Source organism: Streptosporangium sp. NPDC002544, assembly GCF_040295965.1.
GTDB lineage: Bacteria > Actinomycetota > Actinomycetes > Streptosporangiales > Streptosporangiaceae > Streptosporangium.
In genome coordinates this window covers 95,601-116,738 of the sequence record NZ_JBEOWJ010000009.1, presented here as the reverse complement: position 1 = coordinate 116,738, position 21,138 = coordinate 95,601, and the positions used below count along the sequence as shown (strand labels likewise).

General features: G+C 69.4%; 21 protein-coding genes. 11 read left to right on the top strand and 10 right to left on the bottom strand.

What is annotated here, in order from left to right; translation table 11 throughout:
• Positions 1-15 precede the first annotated feature (15 nt).
• Entirely contained in the window at positions 16-477 is a 462-nt protein-coding gene (locus ABT061_RS15615; protein WP_350917177.1) for a helix-turn-helix domain-containing protein, read from the bottom strand.
• Between the two features lie 205 nt (positions 478-682).
• On the opposite strand from ABT061_RS15615, the gene ABT061_RS15610 reads away from it, so the two are divergent.
• Complete coding sequence (locus ABT061_RS15610) at positions 683-1,168, top strand: hypothetical protein (protein ID WP_350917174.1); 486 nt, start codon at positions 683-685, stop codon at positions 1,166-1,168.
• Positions 1,169-1,190: 22 nt separating this feature from the next.
• Here ABT061_RS15610 and ABT061_RS15605 read toward each other — a convergent pair whose 3' ends face one another.
• Positions 1,191-1,586 (bottom strand): hypothetical protein, encoded by a 396-nt coding sequence (locus tag ABT061_RS15605; RefSeq protein WP_350917171.1) that lies wholly within the window; start codon positions 1,584-1,586, stop codon positions 1,191-1,193.
• A gap of 115 nt (positions 1,587-1,701) precedes the next feature.
• On the opposite strand from ABT061_RS15605, the gene ABT061_RS15600 reads away from it, so the two are divergent.
• Positions 1,702-2,886 carry a tyrosine-type recombinase/integrase gene (locus ABT061_RS15600; RefSeq protein WP_350917168.1) on the top strand — a complete coding sequence of 395 codons (1,185 nt, stop codon included), beginning with the start codon at positions 1,702-1,704 and terminating at the stop codon, positions 2,884-2,886.
• A gap of 441 nt (positions 2,887-3,327) precedes the next feature.
• On the opposite strand, the gene ABT061_RS15595 is transcribed toward ABT061_RS15600, so the two are convergent.
• Both ABT061_RS15595 and ABT061_RS15590 read right to left on the bottom strand, forming a co-directional pair.
• Positions 3,328-4,170 (bottom strand): hypothetical protein, encoded by an 843-nt coding sequence (locus ABT061_RS15595; protein ID WP_350917165.1) that lies wholly within the window; start codon positions 4,168-4,170, stop codon positions 3,328-3,330.
• A gap of 10 nt (positions 4,171-4,180) precedes the next feature.
• Positions 4,181-4,762, bottom strand: a complete 582-nt coding sequence (locus ABT061_RS15590) for a papain-like cysteine protease family protein (RefSeq protein WP_350917162.1) — start codon at positions 4,760-4,762, stop codon at positions 4,181-4,183.
• Positions 4,763-4,937: 175 nt separating this feature from the next.
• Between ABT061_RS15590 and ABT061_RS15585 the strand changes: the two genes are divergently transcribed.
• On the top strand, positions 4,938-5,867 hold the full coding sequence (locus tag ABT061_RS15585; RefSeq protein ID WP_350917159.1) for a hypothetical protein: 930 nt from the start codon (positions 4,938-4,940) through the stop codon (positions 5,865-5,867).
• 10 nt (positions 5,868-5,877) lie between these two features.
• On the opposite strand, the gene ABT061_RS15580 is transcribed toward ABT061_RS15585, so the two are convergent.
• From ABT061_RS15580 to ABT061_RS15570, 3 genes are all read right to left on the bottom strand, one after another.
• Positions 5,878-6,132 (bottom strand): hypothetical protein, encoded by a 255-nt coding sequence (locus ABT061_RS15580; protein WP_350917156.1) that lies wholly within the window; start codon positions 6,130-6,132, stop codon positions 5,878-5,880.
• Between the two features lie 3 nt (positions 6,133-6,135).
• Positions 6,136-6,903 (bottom strand): Clp protease N-terminal domain-containing protein, encoded by a 768-nt coding sequence (locus tag ABT061_RS15575; protein WP_350917153.1) that lies wholly within the window; start codon positions 6,901-6,903, stop codon positions 6,136-6,138.
• A 66-nt stretch (positions 6,904-6,969) separates the two neighbouring features.
• On the bottom strand, positions 6,970-8,034 hold the full coding sequence (locus ABT061_RS15570; RefSeq protein WP_350917150.1) for a glycoside hydrolase family 18 protein: 1,065 nt from the start codon (positions 8,032-8,034) through the stop codon (positions 6,970-6,972).
• Between the two features lie 148 nt (positions 8,035-8,182).
• Between ABT061_RS15570 and ABT061_RS15565 the strand changes: the two genes are divergently transcribed.
• Positions 8,183-9,106, top strand: coding sequence for an LLM class F420-dependent oxidoreductase (locus ABT061_RS15565; protein WP_350917147.1), 924 nt, complete (start codon positions 8,183-8,185; stop codon positions 9,104-9,106).
• Between the two features lie 91 nt (positions 9,107-9,197).
• Positions 9,198-9,545 (top strand): SRPBCC family protein, encoded by a 348-nt coding sequence (locus ABT061_RS15560; protein WP_350917144.1) that lies wholly within the window; start codon positions 9,198-9,200, stop codon positions 9,543-9,545.
• Here ABT061_RS15560 and ABT061_RS15555 read toward each other — a convergent pair.
• Both ABT061_RS15555 and ABT061_RS15550 read right to left on the bottom strand, forming a co-directional pair.
• Positions 9,523-10,062 carry a DUF1707 SHOCT-like domain-containing protein gene (locus ABT061_RS15555; protein WP_350917142.1) on the bottom strand — a complete coding sequence of 180 codons (540 nt, stop codon included), beginning with the start codon at positions 10,060-10,062 and terminating at the stop codon, positions 9,523-9,525. The genes ABT061_RS15560 and ABT061_RS15555 overlap by 23 nt on opposite strands.
• Positions 10,063-10,069: 7 nt before the next feature.
• Complete coding sequence (locus tag ABT061_RS15550) at positions 10,070-10,855, bottom strand: PadR family transcriptional regulator (RefSeq protein ID WP_350917139.1); 786 nt, start codon at positions 10,853-10,855, stop codon at positions 10,070-10,072.
• Between the two features lie 699 nt (positions 10,856-11,554).
• Here ABT061_RS15550 and ABT061_RS15545 point away from each other — a divergent pair.
• From ABT061_RS15545 to ABT061_RS15520, 6 genes are all read left to right on the top strand, one after another.
• On the top strand, positions 11,555-12,283 hold the full coding sequence (locus ABT061_RS15545; protein WP_350917136.1) for a metal-dependent hydrolase: 729 nt from the start codon (positions 11,555-11,557) through the stop codon (positions 12,281-12,283).
• Positions 12,284-12,473: 190 nt separating this feature from the next.
• Positions 12,474-15,245: an aconitate hydratase AcnA gene (gene acnA / locus ABT061_RS15540; RefSeq protein ID WP_350917133.1), complete on the top strand. Its 2,772-nt coding sequence runs from the start codon at positions 12,474-12,476 to the stop codon at positions 15,243-15,245.
• A gap of 381 nt (positions 15,246-15,626) precedes the next feature.
• Positions 15,627-16,745 (top strand): sugar ABC transporter substrate-binding protein, encoded by a 1,119-nt coding sequence (locus ABT061_RS15535; RefSeq protein WP_350917130.1) that lies wholly within the window; start codon positions 15,627-15,629, stop codon positions 16,743-16,745.
• A gap of 193 nt (positions 16,746-16,938) precedes the next feature.
• Positions 16,939-17,703 (top strand): ATP-binding cassette domain-containing protein, encoded by a 765-nt coding sequence (locus tag ABT061_RS15530; RefSeq protein ID WP_350917127.1) that lies wholly within the window; start codon positions 16,939-16,941, stop codon positions 17,701-17,703.
• The gene (locus ABT061_RS15525; protein WP_350917124.1) at positions 17,700-18,947 is read left to right on the top strand and encodes a sugar ABC transporter permease; all 1,248 of its coding nucleotides are present in this window, start codon (positions 17,700-17,702) and stop codon (positions 18,945-18,947) included. The genes ABT061_RS15530 and ABT061_RS15525 overlap by 4 nt, the downstream gene beginning before the upstream one ends.
• Before the next feature lie 35 nt (positions 18,948-18,982).
• Positions 18,983-20,191, top strand: a complete 1,209-nt coding sequence (locus tag ABT061_RS15520) for an ROK family transcriptional regulator (RefSeq protein ID WP_350917121.1) — start codon at positions 18,983-18,985, stop codon at positions 20,189-20,191.
• A gap of 78 nt (positions 20,192-20,269) precedes the next feature.
• On the opposite strand, the gene ABT061_RS15515 is transcribed toward ABT061_RS15520, so the two are convergent.
• Positions 20,270-21,049 carry a neutral zinc metallopeptidase gene (locus tag ABT061_RS15515; protein WP_350917118.1) on the bottom strand — a complete coding sequence of 260 codons (780 nt, stop codon included), beginning with the start codon at positions 21,047-21,049 and terminating at the stop codon, positions 20,270-20,272.
• Between the last annotated feature and the right edge of the window lie 89 nt (positions 21,050-21,138).

Below are 21,138 nucleotides of genomic sequence, written 5' to 3'. Positions count from 1 at the left end.
TTCCTTCTGTTCGGGTTAGGCGGTGCGGGTCGGGTGAGGCTGGGCCTGGCGGCGCATGTAGTCGAGGACGGAGGTCGACGGGACGCGCATCTTCGATCTGCGGGCGCCGGGCATGGCGATGTCGCTGAAGGCGAGCTCGCCAGCGGCCATGAGGCGGCGGACGTGCGACTCGGAACAGCCGAGCTGGCCGGCGGCGTCCTTGGGCTTGAGCAGGGTCTCCATGTCCTCTCCTTTGGTGTCTGAAGACGCAGACATAAATGGGCGGAAAAGTGTCTCTCGGTCCACGCTGAGGGTGTCCTCGATCGCGTGGGCTGTCTCCTCGCTGGTGGAGGTTCGGGTGCCGGAGTACAGGTACCCGATCAGCGACTTGGACCTCTTGACCTGGGATGCGAGGCTCACGGTGTCGTGACCTGCCGCCTGCATGGCCTGCCGGAGGGCGGCGCTGCTGCGGAGGATCATCGTGGGTCGTCGTGCCATGTCTTGACGCTCCTAGTGTTGTCTGGGCACGCAGACACTTTAGGTGCTGCCGGATTCGGTTGTCCAGCGATTCCGTATGTGGCTTACTCGATCTGCTTTCATTGCTTCATATTGTTGTCTGGCTGTCTCAGGACTACACAGGCAGTTGACATCTGGTGTCCGAGACGGACGACAGACCAGGCGAGGGCGACAGAGAGGCGACGAGATGCCGTCGCAACCACAGCAGTCAGGCGAGGCTCGAGAGAGCCTCGCCACCTACGTGTTGAGCTACCTGGAGAGCAGGCCAGGCCGGGGCGGGGGGCCTGAGTCTTTCCGCCAGCTGGAGCTGCGTTCCCGCGATCCGCAGAGCGATGGCCGGCTGCGCAGACAGTGGCTGATCGACCTGACCGAGGAGCGCACCGGACGGCCAGAGGAGTGGCGTCTACGCGCTCTGGCTGCGGGGATGGCGCGCGGCGAGGCCGAGGACGGCACGGAAGCGTACGAGGACGCCTACCGCCGGCACCTGACCAGCATCCGCCGCCTGGCCGCGGCGCGGTGGCCCGGTCTGGAGGGTGAGGCGGCTCGTGTCGAGCTGGCCGGCGGGGATGTGATCGTGATTCCGGCTCCGGCGGGGCTGGATGAGGCGGGTCGGCGGCTGGTCGCGGAGATGGCGGCGGAGATGGCTCGGCGTCTGGCTAACAAGGACAGTTAGTAACTTGTTGGATACATTCCGCTTACTCGGTGGCTGCTCTGGCAGACAACACATTGTGTTGCGCGACAGATTGGACATTCAGTTCAACCACAATGTCGTGGCGGTGACGCGAGTGCCCGGAAAAGTTACGTATTGTCTTTTGTCGCGCAAAATTATTCCTGGCGTGCAGCCAGTAATAGTTCATGCCGTAAAGGGAGATATCACCGTATTCGTGGATGATGGTCTCCTTGAGGAGCCTCTCGCGGCCGAGCTCGGCCGCGTGGGCGAGAGGCTCCTCACGGGGCGGCAATGGTTCACCCAACCCAACCGTCGCCCCGTGTTCGATCTCCGTATCCACCGAGTCTCGGACATCGGGGCGGGCCGTGACCTCCTGTATGCCGATGTTCGCGGCAATGTCGTAGACCTGCTCGTGGATCATTCCCTGATGCGGCCTGAGCTGCCCGCCCTGCTCATGCGGGCCTCCGACGAGATCGGCCGCAATTTCGCATAATCGATGTCCTCCCCTCCCTCACTCCCGATAGCTGGAGGCCGACATGGCCAGATATCGACGTCTGCCCTCTGGTCTGTGGCAGGCCACCGTGGACCTGCCGGGCGGTAGACGCATCACCGAATCCCACAAGCTGAAGTCCGTCGTCCAGAACTGGGCGAAGGAGCAGGAAGCGAAGATTGCTCAAGGCCACAAGGTCAACCCGCGCGCTGGTCGGATCACGGTGGGGGAGTGGTACGACACCTGGTGGGCGGCCCGCGTTGTAGAGGATGAGACCCGCCGCGGAGACGACGCTCAGTTCCGGCTGCGGATCCTGCCGCACTGGAAGGAGTGGCGGATGGGCGACATCGGCCGCATCAACGTCCAGGAGTGGGTGCGGAAGATGGAGAAGCGGGGTGACGGCCGGTATGCGATCCGACGGAGTTACAACCTGCTGGCGAGCATGCTCGGGGACGCTGCCTTGGAGGGGGTCATCCCGGCGTCGCCGTGCCAGCGGGTGGTCCTGCCCGCGACGGTGGCCAAGCTGCCGTCGTGGTTCACTCCCGCACAGGTTGCCGCGATCGTCGAGCAGCTGCCCGAGGGACACGGGGTGATGACCGACCTCATGTGCTACGCCGGACCTCGGTGGGGCGAGGCCGCTGGCGTCTGCGGGGCTGAGCGCGCCGACGACACGGGTAACCCGGTCGACTGGCTTCGAGGAAAGGTCTCGATCCGCGGCGTGGTCAGCCAGCACGGGAAGTGGAAGGAGTATCCGAAGAACTCCTCTTCGCGCCGGGAGGTGCCGGTGCCGCGATGGGTGCTGGACCGGATGGCGCCCCTGCTGGGAGAGCGGGGCCGGGACGCGTTTCTCTTCGTCACCCGGCGTCGGTCGCCGGGGGCTGAGGAGCGGGCGTTGTTGTCGGGGGCGAACTGGCGGGTCGTCTGGTACGAGGCGATCGATAGCGCGAACGAGAAGATCCGTGAGGCGAACCGGGGGGTGCCGAAGGAACAGCGGGTCGAGCCAGTGCCGCGCTACGACCCGCACGACTGCCGGCACACGGCGGCCAGCTGGCTCGTGCAGCAGGGGGTCGACCTGTATCGGGTGAAGGACCTGCTCGGTCACGCTTCGTACCAGACGACTCTTCGGTACGCCCATCTCGCTCCCGGCGCGCACGGGGAGATCGAGGCGGCGTGGTCGCAGATAGATGCGCATCAGATGCGCACGGGGGCTGATCGTGGATCGGTTACCTAGCTTTGAGCTGCGACGATGTGAATTCGATGTGGTCCCGATGACCCACCACGTGGAGTGCGTCGCGCTGCTGGCCAAAGGGTCGATCTAGGCTCTAATGGGGGTGAATCGAGAGCGGTTTGCCTGGTCAGGCGGACTCGATTCGGTAAGCCTCCGCCAGGTGAGCACTGATTGTCCCCGGGCTGTTGAGCCCTAAGGTCGGACCGTGCCCCTGGCCGGTAGGCGGGAGGGTTGATCTCTGATGGGATGTCGTGCCCGGGGCCTCGTGTCGCCGTGGCGCTCCTCCCGGAGGAGATCAACGGCAGCCACAGCGGGCACATCTAGCTGATGTTCCAGCCCGAGTGATCGTGCGCCGCTCCACGGGCTCGGGCCCGCTGGTCAACCGCTGGAACGGCACGGAACGCCCGGCCTCGCGGGCCGGGCGTCCGGTGACGAGCGTGCAGCTCAGATCCGGGAGGTGCGGCGGCGGAGCGGGTGTCCGCCCAACCGGCCCGTGACCCAGGCGGCGAACCCTCCGGCGAGCAGCACTCCCGCGGCCACCACCCAGCCGAGCGGGGCGCCTCCCTGTGCGGGCGGTGTCCCGCCGTCGGCGGAAGCTCCGGGCCCGTAGCCGCCGGCCGTGCCGTTGCGGGCGTACGCGGAGCCGGGCAGTTTGTCGCCGTAGCGACCCGAGACCAGCTTCTGGTAGTCCGCCAGCGGCACGCCGCGCGCCCCGACGGAGGTTGTCGCCTCGGTGTTGAGCGGGACGACCCGGCCGTCCCTGAGCGCGTACCAGGCGTTGATCTGCGGTTCGAGGAAGACCGTGCCCGGCTGTGCGGCGTAGCGCTGCTCGTCGTTGCCGCTGGCGATGTTGCTGACCTGCCAGCCGCCGGTCCGCGAGCGGGTCGTCCAGATCGAGGCGGTCTGGCCGTCGGCCGCGTCGGCCTGGGTGGCGAAGAACGCGAACCGGGAGACCTCCGCCGACTGGCCGGCGACGAAGGCGGGATTGAGGTGGTTGACGGCCACGGTCTGCTCGGTCACCTTCGCGGTGATCGGCGCCACCGCGCTGGTGTCGGCCCCGGGCGGGGCTCCCTTGGTGGCGAAGAACCTGCCGAGCGTCTGCTGGACGCCCGGGGCCGAGGCGGCGGCGTGGGCGGCCGCTCCGTCGCCGGCCCCGGGTGGTACGGCCTGCAGGGCCGCGGTCTCGGCCGGGCTCTGGGGGGTGGGGTCGCCGGCGGCCGCGTGGGCGAGGGAGGGGGCGAGCAGGAGGGATCCGGCCAGGGCGAGAACCGTTGTGATGCGCTTCATAGGAGCCTCCTCACGCGCCGATGTAGTTGAGGGAGTGGGTCCAGGAGAAGGACCCGTTGCCGACGTAGTAGTTGTAGCTCGCCCAGTTGTAGCGGGAGCTCGACTGCCAGGGATCACCCCAGTAGACCCATGACCCGCTCTGGTCGTAGCCATAGATGGTGTGCATGTGCCCGCCGCCGGAGGACCACTGGATCCGGGTCAGCACCGGCCGGTTGGCGTTCATCTCCCTGATCACCGCGTTGTAGGTCAGGTAGTCGTAGACATAGTTGCCGGGCGAGATGCCGATCTGGCGGAAGGCGTTCTGGTCGTTGGCCAGGGTGGCCTGGTTGTTGGGGCAGCTGGAGTTCATCGAGCGGTTGAAAGCCAGGTTGCAGAACTGGTTCTGGCTGTAGTTGTAGCCGTAGTAGGCGGCCACGGTGTTGCCGGCGGCCGCCCAGCACCAGTTGGTGTACTGCTGGGCCTGCATGGTGATGTTGAGGCGGTAGGCGGCCGCGGCATGGGCGCCGAGGGTGGGCGGCACCAGCCAGGCCGCGGTCGTCAACACGAGCGCGAGGGCCGTGCGCCGGAACCTGCCGGGCGAGAGGTAGGGCATGTCGAGCTCCTGGGGGGAGAAGCCGGTGCTGTTGAAAGGATGGTCGGCTCGACACAGCGGCCGGGCAAGACACGGCCGATCACCCGGCAGGGGTGGTGTGAACGTGGACGTGGAGCACGCCACAAGGGCGCCGCCCCGCGGTGACAGCGTGGTGAAAATCTGTGAACATTCACACATGTCAGGTGATCGTGAACTCCGGGCCGCGCTACGCGACGGACCTTTTCACGTCGCGCTGCGCGTCGCGGTCCAGGCGCGCGGCCTGACCCTGAACCGGCTCCGGCACCGCCTGGGAGAGCGCGGCCTGCGGGTCGGGACGACGAGCCTGAGCTACTGGCAGCAGGGCCTGCGCCGTCCCGAGCGGCCCGAGTCGCTGCGTGCCGTACGCGCGCTGGAGGAGATCCTCATCCTGCCGCCGCGCTCGCTGATGGAACTGCTCGGCCCGCCCCGCCCACGCGGCCGCAGCAGCCCGCCGACACCGGGCGCGGTGTCCTACTCGTCGATTCTGGAGCCGGCCCGTGCCCTGTCGGCGCTGCTGGAGAGCCTGGACGGGGTGGCCGACGACCGGCGCCTGCACATCGTCGGGATGCACGAGACGCTGCGGATCGGGGCGGATCGCAGCATCACCCGGCGCGAGACGCTCCAGGTGATGCAAGCCCACGAGGACGCCGCCGACCGCTACATCATGATCTACTGGGGCGACCTGGGCTGCGACGTGGAGCGGGTCCGGGTCCGGGCGCTGGAGGACTGCCGCGTCGGCCGGGTCCGCCGCGACGGGCCGGCCGCCCTGGTGGTGGCCGAGCTGCTGTTCGACCGGGCGCTGCGGACCGGGGAGACCCAGATGATCCGCTACGAGATGGCCGATCCCAGTGGCGCGGAGGCCCGGGAGTACGAGCGGGGTTTCCGCTTTCCCAGCGGCCAGTACATGCTGCGGGTCGGCTTCGACTCCGCGGCGCTGCCGGTCCGCATCCACCGCTTCGCCCGCCGCGGCCTGGGCACCGACGAGCACGATCGCGGCGAACTCACCCTCAACGCCCAGCACGCCGTCCATCTCGTCGCCGGCCCCCTCCAGGCCGGCCTGGTCGGCGTCCAGTGGGATTGGGGCTGACCCGACGTGATCATCCCGCCTGGCTGAGGACACATGAAAGAGCGCCCCGCCTGCCCTCCGGGAGGAGGACGAGCGGGGCGTTCGTCTGTGGGGAGGGCCTCGATGGGGTGAGGCCGCCGACGTCTGCGGCGCCGAGCGCGCCGGCGGCCAGGCCGGAGAGCACGCCCATGATCGCACCCGAGCCCGTGCCCACGAGTACGCCGACGAGTACGCCCACGGCCAGGCGCGCGATCACGGCTGCGACCGCGTGCACGGTCGCGCTCACCGGCTACGCCTCGTCCGTGAGGCCGAGGTGCTCCTCCAGCCGGTCGAGCCTGCGCAGGACGGGACGGAGCCCCTCGCGTACGGCCGCCGACAGTGCGCTCGCCGCGTCGGCGGGCTGGGCCGGGACGACGGAGGCGGTCTGGGTCTGCGCGCGCAGGTGGACATAACCGGCGAGGGCCGCCGCGACCGCGCGGCGGGTCAGCCGGTGCTCGGCCCCCAGCTCCCGCAGGACATGCCCGGCCACTCCCTCCGGTTCGGCGATCAGCCCGAGAAGCAGGTGTTCGCAGCCGATGTAGTTGTGGCCGAGCGAGGTGGCCTCGGTGACGGTCATCTCCAGGGCCGCCGCCGCGGGCGCCCCGAAGGCGAGCTCGGCATCGCCGGTGGCCGCGGCCGGGGCGGCGGGGCTCGGCCGGTCCAGCCGGCGCCGCACCTCCTCGGGGTCGATCTCCAGGGCGCCCAGGACCTGGAGCGCTAGATTGCTCCCCTCGACGAGCATGCCGCCCAGCAGATGCTCGGTGCCGACCTCGGCCGCGCCCAGGGCCCGAGCCTGCTCCACCGACAGCTTGATCACGGACCGGGCCCGCGGGGTGAAGTGGGGGAAGCGCGCCGCCAGGTCGTCGAGGTCGGGGGCGCTGAGCGCCGTCTCGCGGATGGAGGTCACCCGCCGTACGGCCTGCTCAAGTGCCCGCTGGCACACGGCGGAGACCGGTATGCCGGCTCTCTTGACCGCCTCGGCCAGCTCGTCCGGCAGGTAGACGTTGATCTTCGGCATCACATCTCCCCTTGAGGGTTATAGAAGGGTTATACCCCATAGATAACCCCAAGGGGGAGTGATTGTCTAGCGTGCCGCGCCGGTGAGGAACCGGGTGATGCCGGGGGCGAGGGCCGCGCCCCTGGCGGAGAGCCATGCCAGGTTGTTGCGGCTGGTGAAGGCGGCGAGTTTGCGGGCGTCGAGTCGGGTGAGATCGCCGGACCTGGCCAGCACGGGTGTCAGGGCGATCCGGTTCCAGGCGGCGCTCTCCCCCAGGGAGCGGGCTATCTGCGGATGCGCGGCGCGGACGGCGGAGGCGATCGGGTGCAGGCGGCCTCCGGAACCGGGGGAGGTGCCAACGGGGGCGAGCAGGTTGACGGTGGCGATCTCGACGCCTTCCGCCCGGGTGACCCGGAGCAACTCCTGGTCGCCGAGGGCCAGGCCGGTCCCGGTGACCGGGAGGGTGAAGCTGACCGTGAGGGGGCGGCCCTCGCGGGCGGCCTGCCGCTGCAGGGCCGCGATCGCCCTGGCGCGCCGCCGCACGGCGGCGTCACCGGCCGGGGCGTGGACCTCGAAGTCGATGTACCTGGCGTCGAAGGCGCCGATCGCCCGGCGGTAGGCGGCGGTGAGCCGGCCGAGGTCCGCGCAGGCGGTGGCGAGTTCGCGTCCGGTGGGGCCGCCGAAGGCGAGGCCCGCGTCCCCGCCGGCGGCGCGCAGGGGGCCGAGCCGGTTGGCGACCGGATTGCGTCCCTGTCCCTGGAGCCCGCCCCAGCGGGGGACGCAGCCGCTGCGCCCGGCGGTGAGGTGGCCGAGCGTGAACCAGCGCACGCGGCTCTTCCTGGCCGCCTTGGAGAGGTTGAAGCGCGGGTCGTGGACCGCGTCCACGAACGCCACGAAGCCCGACGGGCGGACGACGGCCGGTGTGGACGCCTGCTCGGGCGCGGGCCGGGTGGCGGTCCCCGAGGGGGACGCGCCAGCCCCGGCACGCCTGCCGACGGCGGCCCACTCGCCCTGCGCCCTGGGGGGCAGCAGCCAGATCGCGCCACCGGTTCCCGCGGCGAGTGCGATGGAGGCGAGCACCACGAGGGGCCGGGGCGGGGTGCCGGGCTCGCGGGCCCGGCGAGTGTCGGGACGGTCGGTCGCCACGGGCATGTGATCCCCCTTCCTCAACGACAGGGGTGATCGCCGTGAGTGTCGGATCCGCTACCCGTTGCGTCGAAGGGCAGAACGTTAGCAAGCGTTCCGGCCGCGGCGTGGGCTTTCTGCGGATGCCGTCCGGAGTGCCCGGATAATGGTCGTCATGAAGTTGAGGATCTTCACGGAACCGCAGCAGGGTGCCACCTACGATGAGTTGCTGACGGTCGCGCTGGCCGCGGAGCGGCTGGGGTTCGACGCCTTCTTCCGTTCCGACCACTACATGCGGATCGGAGCGGGCGACCCCGGTGCCGGCTCCACCGATGCCTGGACGACCCTGGCGGGCCTGGCCAGGGACACCTCCACGATTCGTCTGGGCACTCTGGTCACCCCGGCCACCTTCCGGCTGCCAGGGCCGCTGGCGATCAGTGTGGCCCAGGTCGACCAGATGAGCGGCGGCCGGGTCGAGCTGGGCCTGGGCACCGGCTGGTTCGACGCCGAGCATGTCGCGTACGGCATCCCGTTCCCGCCGGTCGGCGAACGGTTCGGCCGGTTCGAGGAGCAGTTGGAGATCCTGATCGGGCTCTGGACCACACCGGCGGGCGAGACGTTCTCCTTCGAAGGCGCCCACTACCGGCTGGCGGACTCGCCCGCGCTGCCCAAGCCCACGCAGAGCCCCAGGCCGCCGATCATCATCGGCGGCGTCGGCGCCACGCGCACCCCGCGCCTGGTCGCCAGGTTCGCCGACGAGTACAACGTGCCGTTTCGCACCCTGGACGACACCGCGAAGGCCTTTGACCGGGTCGGCAGGGCATGTGAGGCGGAGGGCAGGGAGCCGGTCGTGCTCTCGGTCGCGCAGACCGTCTGTGTCGGCTCCGGCGACGCGGAGATCGCGCGGCGGGCCGGGGGCATCGAGCAGGACCTCGGCGTGCTGCGCGCGACGGGCCTGGCGGGTACCCCCGCCGAGGTGACCGAGAAGATCGGCCGCTTCGCCGAACTGGGCGTCGAGCGGGTCTACCTGCAGGTGCTTGACCTGGCCGACCTCGACCACCTGAACCTCATCGCCGAGGAGATCCTGCCGCACGTGTAGGCCGGGCACCGCGCCCCTCCTCGGGGCGCGGGCGCCGGCGCGCCGCGAGTGCCCCGTGCGCGAGCGCGCCGGGCCGAGGACGAGCCGCCGCGTGGGGAGCGCGAGACGGTTCTCACCGCTCCGGCACCGGTTTGTCGAAGAAGGAGGAGATTCTCCGGGGCGCGGCGATCAGTGTCTCCGTCCCGATCCCTGGTCGTCGAAGACCAGGCGACCGGGCACTCCGGACGATGCCGCGCGCAGGCAGGTCTACGCCGCCCTGGAGTCCGTCTTCGGCCTGAAGGGCCACATCGGGACGATCACCGTGACGCCCGTCACCGACGGGGACGGGGCCTTCGGCGAGTGGACGGGCGTCTTCGAGGCGGAGGCGAGCATCGTGACGCTCCGCGACTCCGTCTACCTTCCCGGTCTCCGGGGGCTCAGAAAGCGCCTGGAGGGCTGAACCGGCGGGCCCGTGCCCGGGAGTGCCACCGCCTGTGGCGGAGCAGGCCCAGCACGGCCATCGCCAGCCAGGCGAGAAAGAGGAACTTCAGCACCCCGGCCCCGGCCATCGCCACTCCCGCCACCAGCAGCAGGATCACCACGGGAGCGAACGGGGGCCCGCCCCGGTGTCCCGCGTGGTGGTGACGCCAGGCCGCGCGGTGACGGAATCGGGACCCGGGCCGGAACCCGGGATGATGGACGCCCCAGGCGTGCGCGTGCCACCCGCGGCCCCACGGGCTCCCGGTGTCCTCGAACCCCTCCGGCCCGGGGTCGCGCGGACTGGGCAGGCCGGGCAGGCCGGGCAGGTCCGCGCACACCACGGCGAGGTCGCCGCCCGTCCGCGCGGACAGGGCCGACTCGAGGCGCTCGTCGAGTTCCTCGCGGGTCAGGCGGCCCTGGGCGTAGTGCTCGCGCAGGGCCGCCATCGCCACGTCACGTTCGGCGTCTCCGATGCGGAGGCCGTCTCGGGGCGTCATGTTCGGGTCACTCCTCGCCGGTGTCGCCGTCGGCCAGAATCTGGTAGAGCTTGCGGCGCGTCTCGGCCAGCGTCTGCTTCGCCTGCCGGATCTGCGACTCGCTGCCGGTCTGCAGGATCTGGAGCATGGCGAACCCCGACTGGCGGGCGGTGTCCATCAACTCCCAGGTGCTGTCGTCGATGTCGGGCGTCATCTCCTCCCACGGCGCGCGCACCTCGTCGGAGTGCTCGGTCACGTAGGCGCGGCCGGCCTCGGTGAGGCTGAAGGTCTTGCGCCCCTCGTTCTCCTCGGCCAGGACCAGGCCCTCATCGGTGAGCTGCTGCAACGCCGGGTAGACCGCTCCCGGGCTGGGCTTCCAGCCACCCTCGCTGCGCCGCTCGATCTCCTGGATGATCTGGTAGCCGTTCCGCGGGGACTCGGTGAGCAGGGCGAGGATCGCCGCGCGGACATCGCCGCGCTTGGCCTTGCGCCCGCGCCCGAACGGCGGCCCCCCGCCGAAGGGGCCCCCGCCGAACGGGCCTCTGCCCCCCCGGCCGCCTCGACCGCCCCTGCCGAAGTCCCAGGGGAACCCGCCGCCGGGGAAGGGGCCGCGGTGCCCGCGGTGCCGGTGCTCGTGCGGTCCGCCCTCGTGGTGCCGGTGCGGCCCGTGCTGCGGCCCGTGCTGCGGCCCGCTCTCGTGCCATCCGGCGGCCATCTGCCGCCAGGCCTCCTTGGCCGCGCGCTTCATCTCGCGCCTGACCTCCTGGGAGCCGAACCCGGCCCAGGGGCCACTCATCGCGTTCGCTGCCGTCATGTCGTACCTCCATATCGCGATCGTCTTTTGATCGCTCTCGATGCCTCAAAGATATATCGAGAACATTCTGGCAGCAACCCTTGTCCTGAAATATGGTTCTTCCCTTGAGGGGGAGCCGACAGTAACCGTGCGGGTGCTCAGCGTGTAAGTGAGGCAGATCACGTAATTCTTGCCGGATTCTGGAACAAGTACTGAGACCTGCACGTTACAAAGGACGTAGACGGGATTCGTTCCGCGCCGGAAGGGCTGGGGGGTGCTTTCGGTGCGGAACGGTCCCGTCTGTCGTTTCCGCAGGCCGCCGCCTGCTCGCCGATCTTTCCCCACCCGTCTCCGGCCTCCCGTGGAGGCGATCCGGAGGGTGCTCGGCGAAGACTCCGGGGTGAGGCCCCAGGGTGAAGGCGATCTTCCCGGGCGGGCGCTCTCGTACGGTCGTCCCCGGCACCGATCGGCGGTTCCATCCGTTCCTCATTCGTAGGAAGATGCCGATGGCAGGCACTTCTCGTGAAGGGACGGGGAGATCGAAGCGGACGAGCGTCGCCCTCGAGTGATCCTGGAAGCGGGTGAAGGTGACCGGTGCTCACGCGCCGGGATCGCCTCGCCCACGCGACACGCCGATGGTGCAAAATGGCACGGTCCTCCACCTGGAGGGGTCTTTGCCGTACAGTCTCCCGGCGTGATCTTGATGGTGGTGTCTGAGCGATGATGGGGCATACGCATGCGCTGACGGGCGCGATCGCCTGGCTGGGGGTGGCGCCCGGGCTGGCCGCGCTGCCCCTGCTGACCGAGACGTCGAAGTTCATAGAGACCGGCGTCATGGTCAACGCGCTCAACCCGGCCGAGTTCGTCGCCGGGGCCATCATCTGCGCCGGTGCCGCGATGCTGCCCGACCTCGACCATCCGAGCGCGACGATCGCGCAGACGTTCGGGCCGGTCACCTGGGGTCTGAGCAAGGCGGTGTCATGGCTCGCCGGCGGACACCGCAACGCCACCCACTCGCTGGTGTTCGCGGCCGCCGCGGGCTTCGGCGCGCACTACCTGGCCGGCACCTATCCGATCGGCCGCGACATCCTGGTGGTCCTGCTCATCGGCCTGGCGCTGCGGGCGATCGGGATCGGCATCCCGGGCAAGAAGTTCGCCTCGGCGATGCTCAACGTCGGTATGACGGCCGGGCTGTTCGTGGTGTTCCGCAGCGACGGTGTGGGCTACGCCTGGCTGGGACTGGCGGTCGCGATCGGATGCCTGACCCACGTCGTGGGTGACTGCTGCACCGAGAAGGGCTGTCCCGTGCTCTGGCCGCTGCGGCAGAAATGGCTGCTGCCGTGGAAGATCGGCATCAAGACGGGCCGTGCTTTCGAGCAGAAGTTTCTCGCCCCGGTACTTTCCGTCGTCGTTCTCGGGCTGCTGTACCTCCGCCTCGCCCCGCAGTGATCATACTGAGGGGTAATTTGATGTCGAGATACCCGGAGGGATATCTTGATATCGAGACATCCGCTGCAACCTGCGGGCGGCTCGGAGGTTAGGCGTACCTAACAGTCCGGGGTGCTCCGGCGGTGCGGCAGGATTCAATCGCGCCTATGTGCCGGCGCGACAGACATCAGGGTGATGAGGGAGGCGAACCGTGTCCTCGAACAGCTTCGGCAGCCGTGACACGCTCCGCGTCGGTGACGCGGGATATGAGATCTACCGGCTGGACGCCGTGGAAGGGTCGGGGCGTCTCCCGTACAGCCTGAAGATCCTTCTTGAGAACCTGCTCCGCACGGAGGACGGCGCGAACATCACCGCCGACCACATCCGCGCGGTCGGCCAGTGGGACCCGTCCGCCACGCCGAACGTGGAGATCCAGTTCACGCCGGCTCGCGTGATCATGCAGGACTTCACCGGCGTCCCGTGCGTCGTCGACCTGGCGACCATGCGCGAGGCCGTCCGCGACCTCGGCGGTGACCCCGCCAGGATCAACCCGCTCGCCCCGGCCGAGATGGTCATCGACCACTCGGTCATCGTCGACTTCTTCGGCGGGCCCGATTCCTTCCAGCGCAACGTCGAGCGGGAGTACGAGCGCAACCGCGAGCGCTACCAGTTCCTGCGCTGGGGACAGACCGCCTTCGACGAGTTCAAGGTCGTCCCGCCGGGCACCGGCATCGTGCACCAGGTCAACATCGAGCACCTGGCCCGCGTGGTGATGACGCGTGACGGGAAGGCCTACCCGGACACCTGCGTCGGCACCGACTCCCACACCACGATGGAGAACGGCATCGGCGTCCTGGGCTGGGGCGTCGGCGGCATCGAGGCCGAGGCCGCGATGCTCGGCCAGCCGATCTCGATGCTGATCCCGCGGGTGGTCGGTTTCAAGCTGACCGGCAAGCTCCCGGCCGGGGCCACCGCCACCGACCTGGTGCTCACGATCACCGAGATGCTCCGCGAGCACGGCGTCGTCGGCAAGTTCGTGGAGTTCTACGGCGAGGGCGTCTCCAGCGTGCCGCTGGCCAACCGGGCCACGATCGGCAACATGAGCCCCGAGTTCGGCTCGACCTGCGCGATCTTCCCGATCGACGGCCAGACGATCGACTACCTCACGCTGACCGGCCGCCCCGCCGAGCAGGTCGCCCTGGTCGAGGCCTACGCCAAGGCCCAGGGGCTGTGGCTCGACCCGGAGGCCGAGGAGCCGGTCTTCTCCGAGTACATCGAGCTGGACCTGGCCACGGTCGTCCCGTCGATCGCGGGCCCCAAGCGCCCCCAGGACCGCATCGCGCTGTCCGGCGCCAAGAGCGCCTGGCGCGCGGCCGTCAAGGACTACGTGCCGAGCATCCAGGGCCCGCTCGACGAGGCGTCCGACGAGTCCTTCCCCGCCTCGGACTCCCCGGCGATCTCCCACGCCGGCAACGGTGACAGGCCGCACGCCGCCGGTCACAACGGCAAGCGCCCGCACAGGGTCGTTCCGGTCACCCTGGCGGACGGCACCACCTTCGAGATCGACCACGGCGTGGTGACCATCGCCGCGATCACCAGTTGCACCAACACCTCCAACCCGTACGTCATGATGGGCGCCGCGCTGCTCGCCAGGAACGCGGTCGAGAAGGGCCTGACCCGCAAGCCGTGGGTCAAGACCTCCCTGGCCCCCGGCTCGCAGGTCGTCACCGGCTACTTCGAGCGCTCGGGCCTGCAGCCCTACCTCGACAAGATCGGCTTCAACCTGGTCGGCTACGGCTGCACCACCTGCATCGGCAACTCGGGCCCGCTGCAGGAGGAGATCTCCGCCGCCATCCAGGAGAACGACCTCGCGGTCACCGCGGTGCTGTCCGGCAACCGTAACTTCGAGGGCCGGATCAACCCCGACGTCAAGATGAACTACCTGGCCTCGCCGCCGCTGGTGGTCGCCTACGCCCTCGCGGGCACCATGGACATCGACCTGAACACCGAGCCGCTGGGCACCGGCTCGGACGGTGAGCCGGTCTTCCTCGCCGACATCTGGCCGGCGCCCGAGGAGATCGCGGCGGTCGTCGCCTCCTCGATCGACCAGGAGATGTTCCTGCACGACTACGCCGACGTGTTCAAGGGCGACGAGACCTGGCGCTCGCTGCCGATCCCGACCGGTAACACCTTCGAGTGGGACCCGGACTCGACCTACGTCCGCAAGGCCCCCTACTTCGAGGGCATGCCGTCCGAGCCGGAGCCGGTGACCGACATCTCCGGGGCCAGGGTGCTGGCGAAGCTGGGCGACTCGGTCACCACCGACCACATCTCCCCGGCCGGCGCGATCAAGGTCGGCACCCCTGCGGCCGACTACCTCAAGGAGAACGGTGTCGCGGTCAAGGACTTCAACTCCTACGGCTCGCGCCGGGGCAACCACGAGGTCATGATCCGCGGCACCTTCGCCAACATCCGGCTGAAGAACCTGCTGCTCGACGGCGTGGAGGGCGGTTACACCCGCGACTTCACCGCCCCGGGCGGGCCGCAGGCCTTCATCTACGACGCCTCCGCGAACTACCAGGCCGCGGGTATCCCGCTCGTCGTCCTGGCCGGCAAGGAGTACGGCTCGGGCTCCTCGCGTGACTGGGCGGCCAAGGGCACCGCGCTACTCGGCGTCCGCGTCGTCATCGCCGAGTCCTACGAGCGCATCCACCGCTCCAACCTGATCGGCATGGGCGTGCTGCCGCTGCAGTTCCCCGAGGGGGAGACGGCGCAGTCACTGGGCCTGACCGGTGAGGAGACCTTCGACGTCGTCGGCGTCGAGGCCCTCAACGGAGGCGGCATCCCGCAGACCGTGACGGTCAGGGCCGACGACAAGGAATTCCAGGCCGTCGTACGCATCGACACCCCCGGAGAGGCCGACTACTACCGGCACGGGGGCATCATGCAGTACGTCCTGCGCTCCCTGCTCGCCAAGAGCTGAGCAGGAGGGGCGGGGCCGCACGCAGGCTCCGCTCACATCGGGGGACACCCCAGACAGGAACCGCCCGGTGGGACATCATCCCGCCGGGCGGTTTTTTTTATGTTCTCCCGGTCATCGCCCGGAAGCGGCAGGTGGGGGCCGTGATCCCAGGCGAGATGGCCGTGCGGGGCCATGGGGGTTAATGACGCGTTTCTGGATTGTTACCGGCCACAACAAACTTTACCCATGGAAGGTCTGGCGCTCCTGGCCGGTGGCGGAATACGTTGCCGCAAACAACATTCAACGGAACGGTGAGCCGAGATCCGGTGGAGCCGTACCCGCGAATTCGGCATGCCGCACCTCCGTCGTACCCCCCACTTTCGAAGAAAGGACCCGTGCACCATGCGCAAGGGGATCCTCAGCCTTACCGCCGCCGCCGCGGCGATGACCCTTGGCCTCGCCGCTTGCGGGAGCGACGATGCCGACACCAGCGCGTCGAGCGGCGCGTCCCCCGCGGAGAGTTCGGCTGCCGTGGCGGGCAAGGTCGGCGTCATCCTCCCCGACAGCAAGTCCTCCGCCCGCTGGGAGACCGCGGACCGCAAGTACCTGGAAGAGGCGTTCAAGGCCGCGGGCGTCGCCTACGACATCCAGAACGCCCAGGGTGACAAGACCCAGTTCCAGACCATCGCCGACCAGATGATCACCAACGGTGCCACGGTTCTGATGATCGTCAACCTTGACAGCGGCACCGGCAAGGCCGTGCTCGACAAGGCCAAGGCGCAGGGCGTGGCCACCATCGACTACGACCGCCTCACTCTCAACGGCGGCGCGTCCTACTACGTCAGCTTCGACAACACCAAGGTCGGCACCCTGCAGGGCGAGGGCCTGGTGAAGTGCCTGTCGGATAAGCAGGCCAAGAAGCCCATCATCGCCGAGCTCAACGGCTCGCCGACCGACAACAACGCCACGCTGTTCAAGAACGGCTACGACGGCGTGCTCAAGGCCAAGTACGACTCGGGGGACTACGTCAAGGGCCCCGACCAGTCGGTTCCCGACTGGGACAACGCCCAGGCGGGCACGATCTTCGAGCAGATGCTCACCGAGCAGCCGAAGATCGCCGGTGTCCTGGCCGCCAACGACGGTCTCGGCAATGCGGCCATCTCGGTCCTGAAGAAGAACAGCCTGAACGGCAAGGTCCCGGTCACCGGTCAGGACGCCACGGTGCAGGGCCTGCAGAACATTCTCGCCGGTGACCAGTGCATGACGGTCTACAAGGCGATCAAGAAGGAGGCCGACGCGGCGTCCGCGCTGGCCATCGGCCTGGCCAAGGGCGAGAAGCCCGCGGCGACCGGTACGGTCAAGGACACCGAGAGCGGCGCCGACGTGCCCGCCGTTCTCCTCGACCCGCAGCCGATCTTCTTCGACAGCGTCAAGGACGTCGTCGCCGACGGCTTCGTCACCAAGGACGAGCTGTGCACCGGCGAGTTCGCCGCCAAGTGCACCGAGGCCGGAATCCAGTAGGGCGTGCGGGGGACGGACGGCCGCCCCGGAGGCCGTCCGTCCCCCTGCGCTCCATCGCGGCGTATTCGCACTGTGACGCCGGAGGGACGCGGCAGGTGAGTCGTCCATTCCGGCTACGGGGCAGGACACCGCCCGCAGGCGCCCGAGCCGCGCGAGCTTCGCCGCGCGAAATGAACACAGGGAGCACAACCCCATGACCCCCGCACTGGAACTCCGCGGGATCGACAAGAGCTTCGGTCCCGTACAGGTCCTGCACGACGTCGCCTTCTCCGCCTACGCCGGAGAGGTGACCGCGCTGGTCGGCGACAACGGCGCAGGCAAGTCCACACTCGTCAAGTGCGTCGGCGGCATCCACCCGATCGACTCCGGCGAGTACTTCTTCGACGGCAAGCCCGTCCGGATCGGCAGCCCGCGCGACGCGGCCGAGCTGGGCATCGAGATCGTCTACCAGGACCTCGCGCTCTGCGACAACCTCGACATCGTCCAGAACATGTTCCTGGGGCGTGAGCACCGGCGCGGCATCGTCCTCGACGAGGACACGATGGAGGCGATGGCGGCCAAGACCCTGGAGAGCCTGTCGGTCAGGACCGTCAAGTCCATCCGCCAGCTCGTCGCCAGTCTCTCCGGCGGTCAGCGCCAGACGGTGGCCATCGCCAAGGCCGTGCTGTGGAACAGCAAGGTGGTCATCCTCGACGAGCCGACGGCGGCGCTCGGCGTCGCCCAGACCGCGCAGGTGCTCGAACTGGTCCGGCGCCTGGCCGACCAGGGCCTGGCCGTCGTGCTGATCTCGCACAACATGAACGACGTGTTCGCCGTGTCGGACCGGATCGCCACCCTCTACCTGGGCCGGATGGCGGCCCAGGTCAAGACCTCGGACGTGACCCACGCGCAGGTCGTCGAACTGATCACCTCCGGCCGCAGCGGGGACCTCGGCCTCACCAACGGAGCCACCGTATGACCGCCACGATTTCCCCGAAGCGCGTACCCGAGGCCCCCTCGATCAGGAGCAACGTTCGCGGCTACGCCGAGCGGGTACGCGGCGGTGACATGGGCGCGCTGCCGGCGGTGTTCGGTCTCGTGGTGCTCTGCACGATCTTCGCCATCCTCCGGCCGTCCTTCCTGACCGCCGGAAACTTCGCCAACCTGTTCACCCAGGGCGCCGCGGTCACGGTGATCGCCATGGGCCTGGTCTTCGTGCTGCTCCTCGGCGAGATCGACCTGTCGGCGGGCTTCGCCAGCGGTGTCTGCGCCGCGGTGCTCGCGATCCTGCTCAGCAGCCAGGGACTGCCCTGGTACGTGGCGGTGGGCGCGGCCATCCTCACCGGTGTGGTGATCGGCACCGGGATCGGCTCCATCGTCGCGAAACTCGGCATCCCGTCGTTCGTGGTGACGCTCGCCGCCTTCCTGGCCTTCCAGGGGCTCGTGCTGCTGCTGGTCAAGGGCGGCACCATCATCGCCATCCGGGACGAGACCATCCTGGCGATCGCCAACAAGAACCTCCCGCCCGCGCTGGGCTGGATCCTGCTGGCCGTGGGGGTCGCCGGATACGCCGGTCTCCAGCTGCTGCGCGCCCGCAAGCGCGCCGCCCGGGAGCTGACCGCCGATCCGGTCTCGCTGATCGCGGTCCGGGTGGGCACCCTCGCGCTGCTCGGCGGGCTCGCCGTCTACTTCCTCAACATCGAGCGGAGCCGCAACGCCGCGGTCGTCTCGCTGGCGGGCGTGCCGCTCGTGGTGCCCATCATCGTGGTGCTGCTGCTGGTCCTGACGTTCGTGCTGCGCCGCACGGCGTACGGACGTCACCTGTACGCGGTCGGCGGCAACGTCGAGGCCGCGCGCCGGGCGGGCATCAACGTCGACCGGATGAAGATCAGCGCTTTCGTGATCTGTTCCTCCATGGCCGCGATCGGCGGCGTCATCGCCGCCTCCCGGGCCAGTTCCGTCGACCCGAACACCGGCGGCAGCAACGTGCTGCTGTACGCGGTCGGCGCCGCGGTCATCGGCGGCACCAGCCTGTTCGGTGGCAAGGGCCGGGTGCTCGACGCCATCCTCGGCGGTGCGGTGGTCGCGGTCATCGAGAACGGCATGGGCCTGATGGGCTACAGCTCCGGCGTCAAGTTCATGGTCACCGGATCGGTGCTGCTGCTGGCCGCCATGGTGGACGCGCTCTCCCGCAAGCGGGCGGCCGCCACTGGTCTAAGGTGATCAGCGACTCCGATCCACCGAAGGAACCCCTCGTCATGCGGGCAGGCCCCTCCCAAGAGGAGATCAGGCGCCACAACCTTGGCGCCCTGCTCCGCCACGTCCATCTGAGCGGCCCCACCTCGCGCGCGGAGCTCACCAACCGGATGGGCCTCAACCGCAGCACCATCATGGCCCTCACCGCCGACCTGACCGCCGCAGGCCTGGTCAGGGAGGAACTGCCCAGGGAGACCGGCCGGGCCGGGCGCCCCTCCCTGGTGGTCCGCCCCGAGTCGGCGCGGGTCTACGTGTTCGCCTTCGACGTGGGCGTCGACCGGATGGTCGCCGCCCGCGTCGGCCTGGGCGGTACGATCCTCGACCGCCGTGAGACGGTACGGAGGCGCGGTGCCTTCTCCCTGGAGGAGATCGTCGGCCCGCTCGCCGCCTTCGCCCGGCAGATGCACCGCAGGACCCGGCCCGACACGGTGTGCGTGGGGGTGGCGGCGGCCTTCTCCGGTGGCGTGGGCCGCGATGACGGAGGCATCAGGTTCGGGCCCAACATGGCCACCGTGGAGGACGTGCCGTTCGCCGAGGAGATGACCCGCCGGCTGGCCTTCGGCCTGCCGGTCACGGTCGGCAACGATGCCAACCTCGCCGCCCTCGCCGAGCAGACCCGGGGGGTCGGCGTCGGCTGCCGGGACCTCCTCTACCTGCACGGCGACGTCGGCATCGGCGGCGGCGTGATCGCCAACGGCCAGTTGCTCGGCGGTCACCTTGGTTTCGGCGGCGAGGTCGGGCACATGATCGTCAACCCTGACAAGGGCCGCGTCTGCGGGTGCGGCTCGCTCGGCTGCCTGGAGGCGGAGGTCGGCGAGCGTGCCCTTCTTGAGGCCGCGGGCCGTTTCGGCCCCCAGGTCGGCAGGGACGCCGTCCGCGCCGTGGTCGACGCCGCCGACCGGGGTGACGTCGTCGCGCAGGCCGCGCTGAGCCGCGTCGGTGACTGGCTCGGCCTGGGCGTCGCCAACCTCGTCAACATCTTCAACCCCGAGATGGTGGTGTTCGGCGGCATGCTCAGGGAGATCTACCTCGGCTCCGCCGCCCAGGTCCGCAGCCGTCTCGCCCTCGACGCCCTGCCTCCGTCCCGTGAGCACCTGCGCCTGCGCACCTCGGCCCTCGGTGATGACGCCACCCTGGTCGGCGCCGCCGAGCTGGCCTTCTCCCAGGTCCTCGCCGACCCTCTGGAAGTCCTCGCCCGCGCCGGCTCCTGACCCGCGCCGGCGGCCGGAAAGGAACGGCCACCCGCCGTGCTGCTGGAAGGCGGGTGGCCGTCGCGGTCGGTTGGGCGATCAGGAGACCTTGGACTTGGGGGCGATGAAGGTGTTGCAGGCGCCGGGGTCCTCCTGGCGGAAGCCTCGGGTCAGCCAGTAGGCGATGTTGGCGGCCTTGCCGTGGCTGGCCGTGGTGTAGGCGGCGCTCAGGATGTACCTGAAGTCCGACTCACGGCGGCCGAGGGAGCGCCAGACGCTGCCGATGAAGACCCCGCTCAGGCACTCGGCCTGGAGTTCGACCTTGCGGAGCTCGGCCAGGCCCTCCTTGTTGCTCTTGTACTTTCGGAGGAACACGGTGGGCAGGATCCCGGAGAGCTGCTGGACGTGGTGACCGTACTCGTGGGACAGCGTCTGGAACAGGAACAGTTCGGTCGCCTCGGAGAGGATGCCCTTGCTCAGGTAGAAGGTGATCTTCTTGTTCCTGGAGCAGTAGAGCGCCTGGGCGCCGTCGGGGAACTTGCCGCAGCCGGTCGGGACGCCGATGCGCGGGGTGACCGCGAACCTGGGCTTGGAGAAGGGCAGTTTCGCCTTGGAGAACTGGTACTCCCAGCTCTTGTTGAGGCAGTCGAGGACGAAGTCGAGATAGACCTCGGCTGATTCGAGGTCGTCGTTGTAGACCGGCTGCTCCTGGCAGGCCTCCTCGTCGAGCTTGCCCGACTTGTAGATCGGGTTGGCGACGAGGGCGGTCTTGCCCTTGGGGACCGGCCTGACCTGCTCGGTGGGGACCGCATTCGCCGTGCCGGCGAACAGCAGGCTCGCCAGGGCGCCGGAGAGCAGCACGATAAGGGGGGTACGCATGATCCCGAACCCTATGGGAGGTGAAACACCGGGTAAAGCTGTTATGCGGCCAAGCTCTGAGGGTACGGCCGCGGGCGGCGGGACCGAGT

What these genes read in the sequence shown, in the direction of transcription:
- ABT061_RS15615 (WP_350917177.1), bottom strand. Translation starts at nt 477, where the DNA reads ATGGCACGACGACCCACGATGATCCTCCGCAGCAGCGCCGCCCTCCGG.
- ABT061_RS15610 (WP_350917174.1), top strand. Translation starts at nt 683, where the DNA reads ATGCCGTCGCAACCACAGCAGTCAGGCGAGGCTCGAGAGAGCCTCGCC.
- ABT061_RS15605 (WP_350917171.1), bottom strand. Translation starts at nt 1,586, where the DNA reads ATGATCCACGAGCAGGTCTACGACATTGCCGCGAACATCGGCATACAG.
- ABT061_RS15600 (WP_350917168.1), top strand. Translation starts at nt 1,702, where the DNA reads ATGGCCAGATATCGACGTCTGCCCTCTGGTCTGTGGCAGGCCACCGTG.
- ABT061_RS15595 (WP_350917165.1), bottom strand. Translation starts at nt 4,170, where the DNA reads ATGAAGCGCATCACAACGGTTCTCGCCCTGGCCGGATCCCTCCTGCTC.
- ABT061_RS15590 (WP_350917162.1), bottom strand. Translation starts at nt 4,762, where the DNA reads ATGCCCTACCTCTCGCCCGGCAGGTTCCGGCGCACGGCCCTCGCGCTC.
- ABT061_RS15585 (WP_350917159.1), top strand. Translation starts at nt 4,938, where the DNA reads ATGTCAGGTGATCGTGAACTCCGGGCCGCGCTACGCGACGGACCTTTT.
- ABT061_RS15575 (WP_350917153.1), bottom strand. Translation starts at nt 6,903, where the DNA reads ATGCCGAAGATCAACGTCTACCTGCCGGACGAGCTGGCCGAGGCGGTC.
- ABT061_RS15570 (WP_350917150.1), bottom strand. Translation starts at nt 8,034, where the DNA reads ATGCCCGTGGCGACCGACCGTCCCGACACTCGCCGGGCCCGCGAGCCC.
- ABT061_RS15565 (WP_350917147.1), top strand. Translation starts at nt 8,183, where the DNA reads ATGAAGTTGAGGATCTTCACGGAACCGCAGCAGGGTGCCACCTACGAT.
- ABT061_RS15555 (WP_350917142.1), bottom strand. Translation starts at nt 10,062, where the DNA reads ATGACGCCCCGAGACGGCCTCCGCATCGGAGACGCCGAACGTGACGTG.
- ABT061_RS15550 (WP_350917139.1), bottom strand. Translation starts at nt 10,855, where the DNA reads ATGACGGCAGCGAACGCGATGAGTGGCCCCTGGGCCGGGTTCGGCTCC.
- ABT061_RS15545 (WP_350917136.1), top strand. Translation starts at nt 11,555, where the DNA reads ATGATGGGGCATACGCATGCGCTGACGGGCGCGATCGCCTGGCTGGGG.
- ABT061_RS15535 (WP_350917130.1), top strand. Translation starts at nt 15,627, where the DNA reads ATGCGCAAGGGGATCCTCAGCCTTACCGCCGCCGCCGCGGCGATGACC.
- ABT061_RS15530 (WP_350917127.1), top strand. Translation starts at nt 16,939, where the DNA reads ATGACCCCCGCACTGGAACTCCGCGGGATCGACAAGAGCTTCGGTCCC.
- ABT061_RS15525 (WP_350917124.1), top strand. Translation starts at nt 17,700, where the DNA reads ATGACCGCCACGATTTCCCCGAAGCGCGTACCCGAGGCCCCCTCGATC.
- ABT061_RS15520 (WP_350917121.1), top strand. Translation starts at nt 18,983, where the DNA reads ATGCGGGCAGGCCCCTCCCAAGAGGAGATCAGGCGCCACAACCTTGGC.
- ABT061_RS15515 (WP_350917118.1), bottom strand. Translation starts at nt 21,049, where the DNA reads ATGCGTACCCCCCTTATCGTGCTGCTCTCCGGCGCCCTGGCGAGCCTG.